Source organism: Paraburkholderia fungorum, assembly GCF_046027215.1.
Lineage (GTDB): Bacteria > Pseudomonadota > Gammaproteobacteria > Burkholderiales > Burkholderiaceae > Paraburkholderia > Paraburkholderia fungorum_D.
The window spans coordinates 367,977-382,186 of the sequence record NZ_JAQQEN010000003.1 but is presented as its reverse complement, the minus strand read 5'-3'; the positions used below and the strand labels follow the sequence as shown (position 1 = coordinate 382,186).

General features: G+C 60.9%; 11 protein-coding genes and 1 pseudogene. 3 read left to right on the top strand and 9 right to left on the bottom strand.

Annotated elements, in window-relative coordinates; all coding sequences use genetic code 11:
• Window positions 1-84 precede the first annotated feature (84 nt).
• The 5 genes from PQR27_RS37535 to PQR27_RS37515 form a co-directional block, all read right to left on the bottom strand.
• A complete protein-coding gene (locus tag PQR27_RS37535; protein WP_408528718.1) occupies window positions 85-567 on the bottom strand; it encodes a hypothetical protein in 483 nt (160 codons plus the stop codon).
• A 62-nt stretch (window positions 568-629) separates the two neighbouring features.
• Window positions 630-1,616: an ABC transporter permease gene (locus PQR27_RS37530; RefSeq protein WP_408528717.1), complete on the bottom strand. Its 987-nt coding sequence runs from the start codon at window positions 1,614-1,616 to the stop codon at window positions 630-632.
• On the bottom strand, window positions 1,613-2,593 hold the full coding sequence (locus tag PQR27_RS37525) for an ABC transporter permease (RefSeq protein WP_408528716.1): 981 nt from the start codon (window positions 2,591-2,593) through the stop codon (window positions 1,613-1,615). The genes PQR27_RS37530 and PQR27_RS37525 overlap by 4 nt, the downstream gene beginning before the upstream one ends.
• Window positions 2,590-4,164 carry a sugar ABC transporter ATP-binding protein gene (locus PQR27_RS37520; RefSeq protein WP_408528715.1) on the bottom strand — a complete coding sequence of 525 codons (1,575 nt, stop codon included), beginning with the start codon at window positions 4,162-4,164 and terminating at the stop codon, window positions 2,590-2,592. The genes PQR27_RS37525 and PQR27_RS37520 overlap by 4 nt, the downstream gene beginning before the upstream one ends.
• A 36-nt stretch (window positions 4,165-4,200) precedes the next feature.
• Complete coding sequence (locus PQR27_RS37515; RefSeq protein WP_408528714.1) at window positions 4,201-5,328, bottom strand: sugar ABC transporter substrate-binding protein; 1,128 nt, start codon at window positions 5,326-5,328, stop codon at window positions 4,201-4,203.
• 1,090 nt (window positions 5,329-6,418) lie between these two features.
• Between PQR27_RS37515 and PQR27_RS37510 the strand changes: the two genes are divergently transcribed.
• Entirely contained in the window at window positions 6,419-6,577 is a 159-nt protein-coding gene (locus PQR27_RS37510; protein WP_408528713.1) for a hypothetical protein, read from the top strand.
• Between the two features lie 558 nt (window positions 6,578-7,135).
• Here PQR27_RS37510 and PQR27_RS37505 read toward each other — a convergent pair.
• Window positions 7,136-7,309, bottom strand: coding sequence for a hypothetical protein (locus tag PQR27_RS37505; protein ID WP_408528712.1), 174 nt, complete (start codon window positions 7,307-7,309; stop codon window positions 7,136-7,138).
• A gap of 1,688 nt (window positions 7,310-8,997) precedes the next feature.
• A pseudogene (locus PQR27_RS37500) lies at window positions 8,998-9,134 on the bottom strand (Fis family transcriptional regulator); the annotation flags it as partial.
• Between the two features lie 575 nt (window positions 9,135-9,709).
• On the opposite strand from PQR27_RS37500, the gene PQR27_RS37495 reads away from it, so the two are divergent.
• Window positions 9,710-12,475: a UPF0182 family membrane protein gene (locus tag PQR27_RS37495; RefSeq protein WP_408528711.1), complete on the top strand. Its 2,766-nt coding sequence runs from the start codon at window positions 9,710-9,712 to the stop codon at window positions 12,473-12,475.
• Window positions 12,476-12,576: 101 nt separating this feature from the next.
• Here PQR27_RS37495 and PQR27_RS37490 read toward each other — a convergent pair whose 3' ends face one another.
• Both PQR27_RS37490 and PQR27_RS37485 read right to left on the bottom strand, forming a co-directional pair.
• Entirely contained in the window at window positions 12,577-12,951 is a 375-nt protein-coding gene (locus tag PQR27_RS37490; protein WP_408528710.1) for a GNAT family N-acetyltransferase, read from the bottom strand.
• A gap of 157 nt (window positions 12,952-13,108) precedes the next feature.
• Window positions 13,109-13,558, bottom strand: a complete 450-nt coding sequence (locus PQR27_RS37485; RefSeq protein WP_408528709.1) for a hypothetical protein — start codon at window positions 13,556-13,558, stop codon at window positions 13,109-13,111.
• 143 nt (window positions 13,559-13,701) lie between these two features.
• On the opposite strand from PQR27_RS37485, the gene PQR27_RS37480 reads away from it, so the two are divergent.
• Entirely contained in the window at window positions 13,702-14,019 is a 318-nt protein-coding gene (locus PQR27_RS37480) for a hypothetical protein (RefSeq protein WP_408528708.1), read from the top strand.
• The last annotated feature ends 191 nt before the right edge of the window (window positions 14,020-14,210 follow it).

The window sequence follows — 14,210 nt, the reverse complement described above, 5'->3', positions numbered from 1 at the left end:
CAAATGGTCGCCGGCGCACTGCCGACGCGAGCTTCCTCGGCGGCGGTGTTGTGCGACTGAGGCGAGTGCGCAGTCACGCACGCGTTAGAGCAGATCCTGGTGCCGTTTGCGCAGCGACGCCAGCGTGCGCTCGACATCGCCCTGAAAATTCGCGGGCCACGCAGGGCTTTGGATGTCGAGAGATTCGATGCCCTCGTCCTTCCAGATCTGACGCAGCGCTTCGAAGTTCGCCTCGTGCCGGAAGAATTCGACGAAGCTGGCCGGCAGCCTGCCGTCCTCGAGCAGATGCATTTTCGTACGGATGAGCGCGCGAATCTGAGCATTCGTCGGAATGAAGTAGCGTTCGACGAAGAATCGCCAGACCCGTTCCTGTTCGGCCGAGAAGCGGGCGAAGTCGATGCCGCCCGTGCCGTTGCACGGCAGCTTGTGCGCGGCGATGTCGAAGGCCGCGCCGGAATGCTCGATCAGTCCGCGCAGCGGGCCGTACAGTTCGCAACTTCGCTCGCGTCTCTCAATTCCGAATGACCGTTGTTGCGGCAGATTCTTCCTTTCTCGCGCAGAAATCAAACGACCGCCACTGGCCGGTTGCACTCGTTGATTGAGCGCGACCGGCGGGCCAGCGGCTCGACCTACGCCTCTCGCTTGCTTCGCCCATACAGCAGGAGCATCGCCGCGATCACCACGCCGTAGATGATCTGACGCCCCGCCTCCGGCATCTGCGCGACCGAGAGGATCGATTGCAGCAGTGTGATGAGGATCGCGCCGGCCACCGTGCCCAGGTATGAACCCCGTCCACCCAGAATCGACGTGCCGCCGAGCACGACCGCCGCGATCGCCGGCAACAGGTAAGCATCGCCCATCGACTGTGCGGCCTTTGACGCATAGCCCGCGAGCAGCACGCCGCCGAACGCGGCGAACGCGCTGCACACGGCGAAGGCGGTCACCGTGACGAGCCGCGTATCGATGCCCGAAAGATACGCCGCGCGCTCGGTGTTGCCGATCGCGTAAAGCGTGCGGCCGAAGGTCGTGCGCGACAGCAGGAACATCGTGGCGCCGCCGATCACCACCCACAGCGCGACGGCATTCGGCACGCCCGGTACGAGCCAGCCCGCCGCGAGCCAGCGCATCACCTCCGGCGCGGAATCCTGCGGCGACGATCCGCCCGTATAGACAATCATGATGCCTTGCGCGACCGCATTGGTCGCAAGCGTCGCGATCATCGACGGAATGCGCAGCAGTGCGACGAGGATGCCGTTGACGATGCCGATCAGCACGCCGCAACCGATCCCGACCGGAATCGCGAGGACGCGCCCGAGATCGCCGTGCCCCGCGACCGCGCACGCCATCATCGCGCCGACGGTGATCGTCCACGGCAGCGACAGGTCGATGTGGCCGAGCAGGATCACCATCATCAGGCCGGTCGCAATGATGCCGAGGAATGCGCCGACCTTCAGTTGCAGCAGGATGTATTCCGGCGACATGAAGTTGCGCGAAAACATCCCGCCGACGAGCAGCAGCGCGACGATGCACGCGAATGCGATCACGATCGGTTTGTCGATTCTGCGGGTGAGTCTCGACACGAACGTGGTCCGGCCGGTCGCGGAAGCGTGGCTCATTGAAACCACTCCAGACGGTTGCGCACCCTGAACAATCCGCACGCGCCGATCGCGACAGCAAGCAGAAGAATCATGCCCTGAAATAGCGGCTGCCACAGCGCATCGACGTTGAACACGAACAGCAGATCGCCGATGCAACGGAACGCGAATGCGCCGAAGATCGCGCCGATCGCGCTGCCCTTGCCGCCGAGCAGCGACACGCCGCCGATCACTACTGCGGCGATCGAAAACAGCGTGTATGAGTTCGCGCTGCCGAGGCTCGCTTCGCCGGTGTCCGTGAAGAACGTCAGAAACAGGCCGCCGACTGCCGCGAGCAGGCCGGCCAGCGTATAGCTCGCGAACTTCGCGCGGCGGATCGGCATGCCGGACAGGAAAGCCGCGGGTTCGGACGACCCGGTCGCGTATGCCGCTCGCCCGATCGCCGAGCGTTTGAAAGGAATCCAGACGATCACGATCGCGGCGAGCAGAATCACCAAGCTCGCTGGCAGAACGCCGGCGACCTTGCCCGTCAGTGCGTCGGCGAGGTCCTCGTTGATCGATCCGCCGGGCACAGGGCGCAGCAGCAGCGCCAATCCGTAGTAGACGGCGCCCGTCGCAATCGTCGTCACGATAGGCTGCAGCCGGCCGAAAATGATGATCACGCCGTTCAGCGCGCCGCACAGCGCACCCGCCCCGAGCACGCCGGCGATGCCGAGTGCGCTGTGCAGCGAGTCGCCCGTGACGATCCACGACCCGATGCAATTCGTCAGCACCAGCATCATGCCGATCGACAGGTCGATGCCGGCGGTCAGCACGACGAGCGCCTGCCCCATCGAGACGAGCGCGAGTAGTACCGCTTTGTTCGCTGCCGTCTGAAATACGTTGGCCGACAACGCCGACGGATAGTTGACGAGATAGATCGCGAACATCAGCACGAACAGGCCGAACGCGAACACCGCTCCGCGATTCTCCGCATACCAGTAACGCAGCCCGCTCATAGCGCCACTCCCGTGGAAGGCACAATCTGTCCGACGGGCAGGTCGAGAGCACTGGCAATCAGGTTCTGCTCGGTGATCGCCGAGCCGACGAGTTCCTTCTTGATCCTGCCTTCGTACAGTACGAGCACGCGGTCGCAGCAGCCGATCAGCTCGTCATAGTCGGTCGAATAGAAGACGATCGCGGAGCCTTCGTCGGCAAGACGCCTGAGCAGCTGGTAGAGCTCCTGCTTGGTGCCGACGTCGATACCGCGCGTCGGGTCGCTGAGCAGCAGGATCCTCGGCTGCCGCATCAGCCACTTCGCGATGACGACCTTCTGCTGGTTGCCGCCCGACAGCGAGCCCACGGGCGCGTCGACGCTGAACGACTTGATCGCAAGCAGTTCCATCACCTGCTCGACGAGCGACTGCTGGCGGTCGCGATCGATTATGCCCGCGGTGGACATGCGATCGAATGCGGCAAACGACAGGTTCTCGCGTACCGACATCGGCAGCATCAAGCCTTCGGTCTTGCGGTCCTCGGGTATCAGCGCCATACCGATTTCGTTGGCGCGCGCGGCCGTCGGGCTCCCGATCGACACGGCTTTGCCGTTGATCTCGATCTTGCCAGCGCAGCCGCGCAACACGCCAAACAGCGCGAGCAGCAGTTCGCGCTGGCCTTGTCCGTCGAGGCCGCCCAGTCCGAGGATTTCACCGGGCTGCAACGAAAAGCTGATGCCCCGCAGCGTGTCGCTCCATGCGAGATCATGACAGGCGAGAACCGGCGCGGTGCCGCGGGCGTCCGCGGGCTGGTCCGCCGGTTTGGCCGCGGGTTTGGCAGGAAACACATGCTGGTACTTCCGGCCGATCATCATTTCGACAATCTCATTGTCGGAGCGCGTGCCAGCTTCGAAGCTCATCACATGGCGACCGTTCCGGTAGACCGTGCATTCGTCCGCGAGCGCCTTCACCTCGTGCATGCGGTGCGAGATGAACAGCAGCGCGAGCCCCTCTTCGCGCAGGCGCTTGAGCACCTCGATCACGCGCGCGACGTCGGCCGCGGTCAGCGCCGAGGTGGCTTCGTCGAGGATCAGAATGCGCGGCGCGTGTGCCAGCCCCTTCGCGAGCTCGACCATCTGCTGGCGCGACAGCGGCAGGGCCCGGACTTTCGCAAGCGGATTGATGTCGACGGCGCCCGCTCGCGCGAGCGCCTCCTCGGCCTGGCGGCGTTGGGCCCGCCGGTCGATCATCCCGAAACGTCGCGGCGGGTTCGCAGCGTAGATGTTATCCGCCACGCTCAAGTCGGGGATCAGCGACAGTTCCTGATACACGCAGACGATACCGGCCGCGTTCGCCTCGGCAGGCGACGCGAACGAGACCCTCCGGCCATCGAAATGCATCGTGCCCTCGTCCGGCTGCACGACGCCGGACATCACCTTCAGCAACGTGGACTTGCCCGCGCCGTTCTCGCCGAGGATCGCGTGAATGCGGCCTCTGCGCACCGTGAGTTCGGCGTGATCCAGCGCGACGGCGCCGCCGTAGCTTTTCGACACGCCAGACATCTGAAAGAACGGCTTCTCTGCATCCTGCAGCATGCTTCGTCTCCGGTCACAGCGCGGGCCATCATCCGGTCACTGGTTGCCCTGGTTCTGCTTCATGATTTCCTGCGCAGAGAAATTGATGCCGCATGTCGGAAACGAGTTGCCGACGAAAAAGTTGTCGGAGTCGTTCGGAAAATAGTTGACGCCCGACTTCAGCATCGAATCGTCGGTGACGTCGAGCGGCAGCTTGATCGCCACGGGAATCGTCTGGCCATCCAGTGCAGCGAGTGCCGTCTTGATCGCCACGGCCACCTGCGCGGGCCCGGTGCCCGCCGACGTGCACTTCAGGCCCTGGCTCCCATACTGCGCGCAGAACTTGCGAAAGCCGTTCTCCGTCTCGCCGCCGAAAGGCACGAACGGGTGTTTCGCATCGATCATCGCGCGCACGACGCCCGTGTCGCCGCCTTGCGCCGATATGCCATCGAAATGACCCTGCACGGCAATCGCGTCGGCGGCGACCTTTTGCGCGACCCCGTCGTCCCACTTGCCGTAGACCTGGACGACGTTCCACTTCTTGCCGGTGTCGTCCAGCGTTTTCGTGAAACCATTGTGCCGGTCCGTGTCAACCGACGTGCCCGCCACCCCGCGAACTTCGAGCACCTTGCCTCCGTTCGGCAGGTGGCCCGCGAGCCATTTGGCCCACAGCGCGCCGAGCCCATACTGGTCGACGTTGACGTTGATCGCGTCTGCGCTGTCGAGCGTGTTGTCGAAAGCGACCAGCACCACACCGGCGTTCTTCGCGCGGCGGATCGCGGGGCCGAATGAGGAGGGATTCTGCGCGTTCACGATGACGGCGTCATAGCCGGCATCGATGAAGTTGTTGACAGCCGAGATCTGCGCCGGAACGTCCTCGCCGGTCGAGACGACCTTGAATTCCTTGAGCTTGGCGGCAACGGCCGGTTGCGCGGTGTAGGCCTTGGCCGTCCTGATCATCTGGATACGCCAGGTGTTCGCGATATAGCCGTTCACGAGTGCGATCCGGTAAGGCGCGTTCTTCTTCGGATACTTGATGAACTTCGTGTCGCTCTTCCAGGGGACCATGCAGGTGGGATCGCTGGACGGCCCTGAAACGATCGAAGCCTGCGCGAAAGCCCCGCTTGCGCAGAGCGCCAATGCGGCGCTCGCCGCCGCTCGAAGCACGTGGATTCCTGAAAGCATATTGCCTCCTTTTTGTTCGATTGGACGTACCGATTGCCTGCGCACATGGCTGGTCGTGGACTGCCGGCACGGTGTGCGTGAAGCACGGAACCTTGCGGAGTTGCTATAGCGGGACTGGATCGGACTTGCAGAAGGAGCTTTTCAACGGCGCCTCCTCGAAGCGAAAAGAAGGGCATGCGTATACGCGTTCCCGTCTGACAGTACTGGCATACCAATCCACGCGCGATAGTGGTTTACCAGTGAGTCCAACGCACCGGGCGGCCGGGCTGAAACCCTTGGTGGATAGGGACTGGGCTCCCGTGAACGGAGGCGGCGCTGCACGGGGATGGGGGTGCCATTTTGACGAAGTTCAGCGGTCGCCCGGTGGCTTCGACCATTTCGAGAGCCGCAGATGGGCGATCTAGATATTGCCGTTTGCCAGGTCTGCAAGCGGCGCAGTCCCCCTACCGCGCATGTCTTGATTGAAAGGCACGCGGGGATCTATGGAAAGCAGTCTGCCGCCATTTGAACGCGCTTCCTGACCGCCATTCACAAGTGGAAATCCGCAGGGCCAAGGTCAGGAAATGCTCCTGCTGCGGCGTTCCATGTCCATCGGGTTTTCGAGTGATATGAACAAGTGCTTCCCGCTAGCGTCGACCGGCCCTGGCTTCGAAGTCGTCCAGTTGAAACAGCAGCCTATCCAGCGCACAGAGTTGGGCGCGCGTGAGGTGAGTCGCATCCAGAAGCTTGTGGAGCCGCCCGCGCCAATATTCGGCCGGCAGGATTGGCCCCCCGAGGTTTCCTATAAGTGATGGCACCATCACGCGTGCAATATGCGCGATGTCCTGGTCAAAGAACATACCCATGTGCGCCCCCGTATCCGCTTTTGGCCCGCAATCGTAGCTTTACGTCTGATAAATACTCTAGGCCAATTTTCGCGGGATGCCAACCATTGGGATAGATGGCGGTCATTCTCAGACAACCATCTCACGAGCCGTACTGGTAGTTTGGTGAGCGTTGGTACGCCCTTCAGCGGCCCGGATATTCATCGTCCCCGCTTGTGGCCATCACCTAAAATATAGGCATGATCGCGACAAGCAAGGAGACGGCCATGGTCGAGTCAATTTCGTGGATGTTGCTTGGGGCGATCGTCCTGATCATGGCTGCCATCCTGGTTGCGGAGCACTACAGACGCGAACATCACAGGAATCAGCGACTTCGCTGGCTCGACACGCACCCTATGCGCGACTGGTTACACCGCAGGCCTTGACGCAGGCAGGAACGAAAAGCCCGCGCGAACCAGGGCAGATCAGGCGAAACTGGTTAATGACAGCGGGTTTGCCCGTGGCCGTGCACCTTCACAAACGTGATGCTGATGATCGTCGGCGTATGCAGGTGCGACTGCGCCAGGGTTAAAACTACCGCTGCGAGCGAGAGTTGCTTCCTTTTTCGTGGAAACCTTTGAGTGGAACGGGGGATGGGCATCCTACCAAGGCTGCATGACGATTCATTGAAGCGAAGGTTTCGCAGCGTTCCACAATCCGTCACGCGAGATCGTGAGCGAGATTGTCCGGGTCACCGCCACGCGCCTTCAGCACGTCGCGCGCCAGTCGTCCGGATTCTCTGCCCGGGACCTCGTGGATGCGACGCTCAGGCAGGCGCTCATTGCAGATACAGGGGTGCTTTGGGCCGAACGGGACGTACGATTCGTCGTCCCTAACCGGTATGCCGGCAGTGATCGCGCAAACTTTCGCTCGTGCCGACACCCTCCAGGCACACATCGTGGATGCCTCGCAGGGCAGCCACCAGTAGTTCACAGCCGTCGTCCCTAGGTGAAGAGTTGGGCAAGTGTCTCTTCGTCCCAGACGTACAGGAACACCAGAAACTGCGGCCCGAGACCAGCACACATGCGCATCAGTGCCAGCCGTTCAAACCAGTCGCAGTCCGCAGCGTTGGATGTCAGCCAGACCCGCGCTGACTCCACGACGTGATCACGTCTCACTCGCCGGTGCGTGCGTGACCGACGCGTTGGGCGACTACCAGGTAGCGGAGTAATTCGGCGTGGGCCTCATCGTCGAGCTTCTTATCGATGGCCATTGCTATTGCCATTGCCATTGAATAAGAGTCGTACGTCCAAGAAAGCCGATGGGATCCCGAAAGTGTGACGGCCATCCACCGGTGATTTGCTAATCTAATTCCCACCTTTCGCGCGGCTGCCAGTCCGGCTCTGGCAATCGTCTGGCATCGATCTCAGCCATCCCGTGAGCAATCGCAAACCTGCACGCGTCCAGAGCACTAGAGAACCGCCCTAATTCCTTCGTTGCGCGCTGGGTGCCGTCAGGCTTCCGTACTATGAGGAGAGCCGCGTACATGCCCTCGTCGTACGCCGCTAGCGGCGTGAGTGTGAAAGTCTTATGGGTTACCTCGGCGTTTTGCATCAACTTCCTCCGTACAAAGAATCGACGCGCGGGCAGCGACGATCTAACAACTCAATTCTTACAAGTGTAAGGATGGCGGTTGGAGGCGTCTCTCGGTAATAGCCCCGATTCTTCAGAAGTATGTCTACGCATCATGCGTAATCGGCTAGCGAGGCGAACAACAATAACTTCGCCAGTGCGTATAGTGACCCATCGCCATAGCGGAACGACATCCTGCCGAGAACCGGCCAAGGGAAACTCCGGGAACATCATCTGAGCGCCGGACGACCGGCCCTGTGGTCATTCTGCAATGCCCGCGCGAGCAATTGACATATATGTCCGCGCCACGACAGGTGCGGCAATGCTGCCTGTTTGCGCGGGCCATCCGGCGCCGCTGACTTCGACGGCACACGCGGCCGACGCAGTTTATCGGAGGGAAAACGGCGGCCTCGGGCGTCGCCGCCCGTCGATATGGGCTTTGGCGTATTCAATCGCAAACGTGCATGCCGCGCTCTCGGATGCGAAGTAACCCAGAATGCCAAATGTTTCGCGTTTGCCGTTCCGGTGCGTAACTATCGCTGTCGCTGCGTAGCCAGGCATGGAAATCGGGGCCAGAGGCATGATCATAGATGTCCTGTATTCCACGGGATCAGCGTGCATGGCATGTCGCTCCTTGTGGTCGCTCGGCTAGCAGACTGTGGTGCCTCAATCATTTCATCCTAGGACAATTGTGTGATGAAAGAAAGATACAGCGCCTGACTGGCACCAGAAGGCATTGGGCCGACGGTCCTCCAATTGCGCGCGCACTGCATGTCCAAGGTGACTGCCTCCAGAAAGGCAGCCCAACGATGACCAAGCCTTTTCAGCAGTAGAAAGTCTTGCCGCACGGCAAGCTCACAGAAATTGACGAAAACGTCCTCACGGTGACCGGCGAACTCCATATGCCGCTCACCGACCTCCCGCGAGTATGACCGTGGTGTGTTTGAACGACTCGCGACTGGTCATCTCCAGAGCGATTGCGCTCGATGAGGTCGAGATGCGAGCGCTCGAAGACTACGGGCGCCCCGCCCTTTTTCTGGTGGTGCACGTCGACCATCATCGGCTGGACGCAATAGTTCGGAAAGAGCGTTACCCGCTAATGCCGGTTGTTGGTGAAGGAAGCGATGCACGCCGACACGACGGGCGTGACCGCAGTACGCCATCGCAGCCGACACAGTGCGACCCTCAAGCGACATTCGCATTGCTCCAAAGCAGACCTTTGTTCCGTACATCCAGGGATCTGCGCATCGATCGCGAGGACGCGTTCAAGCAACTTCAGGCCGTCGATCCCCGGCATCCGGACGTCGGACACGATCACCACCGGCGCCCCGGCGTGGCCTCCGCCAGCGCCTCAGCCTCAGCCGAATAAGCTCGGAACCATCTGCCGATACCGCGCCCTTCGCTCCCTGCGCGGAGATCGCCCCCGGACCGTTAGTGAGCAGCACGCCGACGAGTGTCTGGAATCCGAAGAGCTCGGCTTCATCGGGCTTGCCCCCAATCAACGCGGCACACGCGACATCGGTCAGCGAGCGTTGTCCTAGCACCTCGTCCATCGCGATACCGCAAAAGCGCCACACTTCATGTTGGCGTGCATCGACAGACGCACTCCCGGTTTCATTCAAGAAGCAACTGCCAATGATCGATGGTCGGAAAACAAAGCTATGTCTTTGATTTATTTGGCTTAATTATTATTAAAAGTGCCGCGCCAGCAGCGAAATTCTCGAACCTCAGAATTCGCTGGCGGCGCAGGCTTAAACTTCATCCACGAGAGAAAGTTGCGAACAAGGTACGCAACCAGGGGAACTCGCACAGCTTCAAACCTTAACGGCTCATCAGTTGCGGTAGTCACCTACAAAGGTGCGGTGTTCAAAATGAAGAGGCGCCAGGAAATGAAATTCCAGTCTCTTGCAGCGAGCCATGAGTAACGTCCCGGCGAAGGAGGGTTGATGCGTTCGCAGGCAAGCTCCCGCGTGCGCTTCAAACGCACCGCAGTCACGGTTGTGGTCATCGTCGTCGGCCTGATCGCCGTCGGGCGCATCACGGGTATCGTGGTCGACTGGTTGTGGTTTTCTTCAATCGGTTATGCCAAAGTTTTCTGGACGGTCATCTCCGCCCGGACACTTCTGTTTGCCGCGGTGTTCGCCGCCTCGGCGGGCGCGATAAGCGCGTCAGGGTTGCTCGCGCATCATTACGCGCGGCGTCCCGGTAGCTGGCAAGTGGAGCCCACTCCTCCGTCAGCTACGCCGGAAATGATCAGCGGACTGGCGGACCAGTTCGCGCCGTACATTCCCTGGCGCGCCAGCATTGCCGGCATATCCATCGTCCTGGGGCTGATCATCGCCGCTGGCGAAATCGGCAACTGGGACCTGGTGCTGCGCTTCCTTTATCAGGTGCCCTTTGGCGAGCGCGATCCTGTCTTCGACCAGGACATCAGCTTCTATCTGTTCTCGCTGCCCGCCTATATCGCGTTCAAGAACTGGCTGCTGCAATTGCTCTTTTGCAGTTTGATCGTTGCAGGCGTGGTCTACGGGATACGCGGCGACATCACGTTCGAGCGGCCGCCGCGCGGACTCTCGGCCGCTGCCGCGGCTCATGGTTCAGTGCTGCTCGGTGCGTTCTTCGTCCTGAAGGCCTGGTCCTACACACTCGACCGCTTTTTGCTGCTCTACGGCGATAACGGCGTCGTGGTCGGCGCCGGCTATACCGACATCCACGTCGAACTCCCGGTCCTATGGGCACTCGTCGTCCTTGCCGCCTCCGCGGCCCTCGCATCATGGGTCAATTTGCGCCGGCCGGACTACCGGATTCCAGCCGCCTCGGTGATGCTGGTGTTCGGCACATCGTTCGTGTTCGCCCTGATTTACCCGGCGCTATTCCAGCGCCTCTATGTCAAGCCGAGCGAACTGCAACTGGAGATGCCCTATATCAAGCACAATATCGCGCTAACGCGAATGGCCTACGGCCTCAACCAGATCGCGGTAAAGCCGTTTCCGGCCGAGCAGGGGTTGAATCTCGCCTCGCTCGAGGCCGATCGCCCGACCATCGACAACATCCGCCTGTGGGATGTGCAGCCGCTGATGGATACCTACGCGCAGTTACAGGAGATCAGGACTTACTACAAGTTCATTTCCGTCGACATCGACCGCTACCGGCTCGATACCGGTTACCGGCAGGTGATGCTGTCGGCCCGCGAACTGGAGCCATCGATGCTTCCCGCGAACGCGCAGACCTGGGTGAACCTTCACCTCCTGTTTACGCACGGCAACGGGGTCGTGATGTCACCGGTCACCGAGAAATCGACGGAAGGCTTGCCTTCCTTCTATCTGCAGGATATTCCGCCTGTCGCCCATGGCGGGCCGGCTGTTCGCGAGCCGCGTCTCTATTTCGGTGAAGGCGGTGAAGGCGGTGAAGGCTATGTCATCGTAAAAGGCAGCGTCCCCGAATTCGACTACCCCAAGGGCAAGGACAACGTCTACACCACTTACACCGGGCGCGATGGTATTGCGATCGGCAGCACCGCGCGCCGCGGTCTCTTCGCCTGGCAGTTCGACGATCCGAACATCCTGCTGACCGACTACGTCACGAACGCCAGCCGCATCCTGCTGCACCGTAACATTCAGGACCGGGTGCGCATGATCGCCCCATTCCTCAGCCTCGACCATGATCCCTATCTCGTCACAAGCAACGGGCGCCTTTTCTGGCTGCAGGACGCCTACACGACAAGCCGCTGGTTCCCCTACGCCCAGCCGGGTTTCGGCGATGGCGCCAACTACATCCGTAACGCAGTCAAGGTTGTGATCGACGCGTATGACGGCACGGTGGATTTCTATGCCAGCGATCCTGCCGATCCGATCCTGCGCACTTACCAGCGCATCTTCCCAGGTCTGTTCAAGTCTCTCGCGGCGATGCCGCAAGATCTGCAGCAGCATATCCGCTACCCCGAAGACCTGTTTCAGATTCAGGCGCAACTTTATCGGGTTTACCACATGGATGCGGCGGAGGTCTTCTACAACCGCGAGGATCTCTGGCAGATTCCCCGGGAATTGGTCGGCATTAATGGTGCGAATAGTCCCGGCACACCGATGACGCCCTACTACATGATCATGCGGCTGCCCGAGGAACCGCGCGAGGAGTTCGTCCTGATCCTGCCGATGGTGCCCAGCCAGCGCGACAATATGATCGCGTGGCTCGCTGCGCGTTGCGATCCACCCAACTACGGCAAGCTTATCGTCTACTCGTTCCCGAAAGACAAGCTCGTCTATGGGCCGTTCCAGATCGAGGCGCGCATCCAGCAGAACACCGAGATTTCGCAGCAGATTTCGCTGTGGAACCAAATGGGTTCGCGCGTCATTCGCGGCCATCTTCTCGTCGTGCCGATTGAGCACTCCATCCTCTACATCTCTCCGCTCTACCTGCGTGCGGAGTCGGGTCAGTTACCCGAGTTGAAGCGGGTGATCGCCGCGTACGGCGACCGCGTGGTGATGGAAGAGACCTTGGGCGCAGCGCTGGCGGCGCTCTTCAAGGAAAGCGCCCCGTTCGCATCCCCGCCTCAGGGCAGAGCGGACGCGCGTGCCCAAGAAGCGCTTGCTCATTATGATCGTGCGATCGAGCGATTGAAGGCGGGAGACTGGAGTGGTTTCGGCGCGGAACTGGATGCCTTGCGGCCGCTGCTCGAGGCTCTCGGTGGCACTAGCTCGCAGGGTAAGAGATAACGCGTGAAAGATTACCCGGCCGGGCCAGCCGGTCGTCGAGCGAAGCGCCTATTCGCGGGATCATGATCCCCATTGGTCGCGAATGGCCGCACAAGGGCCGGTCATGACGAAAGAGGGAGCACCAGAGTGGAGACCTTGCTATCGCTTTCGATTTCGACAAACTGGATTCTTCTGTACCAATCACAGGCACCCCGGTTGCATACCATGACATTCAGGTAGAGGGGCTTTTCCAGCAGTCTGGACAATGATATGACCTTGGCGATCGCTTTACTGCCGATCGTCCTGCGTTGCATCTCCGGTACGATGCATAGCATCCTCAACCATACGAGATCTGGTTCGACTTCCCAGTGCACAAACCCGCATCGGTTGCCATCCCACGTAATTATTTGACAGGAGCCCTGGCGAATACTTTTTGCAAACCCTGCTCTTTGCTGGTCCTCGTTCCATCCAAACGCAGAAGTGACGAAATCCTTCATCGTTCGCCGATACGTGTGAAATAGCCACTCCGAGTCTCCGGATGCAGCTTGCCGAAAATCCAGATTCATGACAACAGCCGATCGCGATAACCATGTCTTCGCCAGAGTAACGGATACGAGGGATTGAAATCAACCCGTCGGCCAGGCGAACGTTGGCTCATGGTAGTGTCGCTCGCCGGACTGCCGCGTCCTTTATCAGCCTCTCCAACTCCGCGATGGCATCCGTGCCGTGCCCGATCATGGGGTCTGTGCCCAGCCCGGCTTTCCAGCAAAACGCTTCCAGCTGATCCAGTGAAGCCTGGAGTAGCTCGCGCTTGCGCAGGAAGGCCACCGGCGTGCCGAGTGTGTCCGCCTGCACTTTGACGACGCCAGGCAGCACGAAGCTGCGGAATCTGCCCGGGAACAGGCGCCGGTCCCACAAGAGCGTATGAATCGCCGGGCCCCAGTGTTCGGTCACGAGCAGAATCGCCGTCTGATCATCCCGCGTTGACCGGATTGCGCGAGTCACCGCCAGCTCGTGCGTTGGCACCGCAAAGAGCGTATCCATTTCGAGGCGCCGCTCCCCGACCCAACCATAGTGACGCCGTACCACGCGGCTGGTCAGCATGGTCCGCTTTTCCTGGCGCAGCAGTGAGCTTCGAGTATGGAAAGCAGCCAACGGACGGATCAGTCTATGCGCAGCCGGATAGTTGACGCTGGCCGGCCACAACAGGGCTACACTTAAAATGGGATAAATTCCGGAGCAATACCATGACCGACGCTACCCCCCAAAGCACATTTCGCGGCCTTCCCCTGACGCCGGAGCAGGACGCAGAAGTCAGGCACTACATAAAGAAGAAAGAGCAGCATGGCGCGCCGTGGGACACGCCGGAGTTGGAGGCCATGCTTCGAGACATGCTGGAGCCCCCGAGCGACGACGACGGAGGACTCGGTTTCACCGTCGACGAAACGAAGGCGGCCACAGAACGCGCGACAGCTTCCATCGACGAGACCATGGAACCCATTGAAGCCTGCGAGGAGCGGAATGCTGCGATGGAAACCGAGGGTATGAGGGGACCGAAGCGTTGAGTTCAGGTAGCGCTCGCGACGGGTGTTGAAATTCACCCTACGCGTTCGGACCGGAATCACATCGATTGCGGCGCCGCCGGTCAGCTCTGCAATCAGCACCCCCGAGCGGCGAGAAAACGGTGCTCGCCGTGTGCTTCGATGCCTGCGCCCCAGAGACTCCTTTCGGAGGACAATGAAACACGTTCTATCGA

Bases quoted from the DNA above. Each gene is read 5' to 3' on its own strand.
- PQR27_RS37530 (WP_408528717.1), bottom strand. From the start codon at position 1,616: ATGAGCCACGCTTCCGCGACCGGCCGGACCACGTTCGTGTCGAGACTC.
- PQR27_RS37525 (WP_408528716.1), bottom strand. From the start codon at position 2,593: ATGAGCGGGCTGCGTTACTGGTATGCGGAGAATCGCGGAGCGGTGTTC.
- PQR27_RS37520 (WP_408528715.1), bottom strand. From the start codon at position 4,164: ATGCTGCAGGATGCAGAGAAGCCGTTCTTTCAGATGTCTGGCGTGTCG.
- PQR27_RS37515 (WP_408528714.1), bottom strand. From the start codon at position 5,328: ATGCTTTCAGGAATCCACGTGCTTCGAGCGGCGGCGAGCGCCGCATTG.
- PQR27_RS37510 (WP_408528713.1), top strand. From the start codon at position 6,419: ATGGTCGAGTCAATTTCGTGGATGTTGCTTGGGGCGATCGTCCTGATC.
- PQR27_RS37495 (WP_408528711.1), top strand. From the start codon at position 9,710: ATGCGTTCGCAGGCAAGCTCCCGCGTGCGCTTCAAACGCACCGCAGTC.
- PQR27_RS37490 (WP_408528710.1), bottom strand. From the start codon at position 12,951: ATGAAGGATTTCGTCACTTCTGCGTTTGGATGGAACGAGGACCAGCAA.
- PQR27_RS37485 (WP_408528709.1), bottom strand. From the start codon at position 13,558: ATGCTGACCAGCCGCGTGGTACGGCGTCACTATGGTTGGGTCGGGGAG.
- PQR27_RS37480 (WP_408528708.1), top strand. From the start codon at position 13,702: ATGACCGACGCTACCCCCCAAAGCACATTTCGCGGCCTTCCCCTGACG.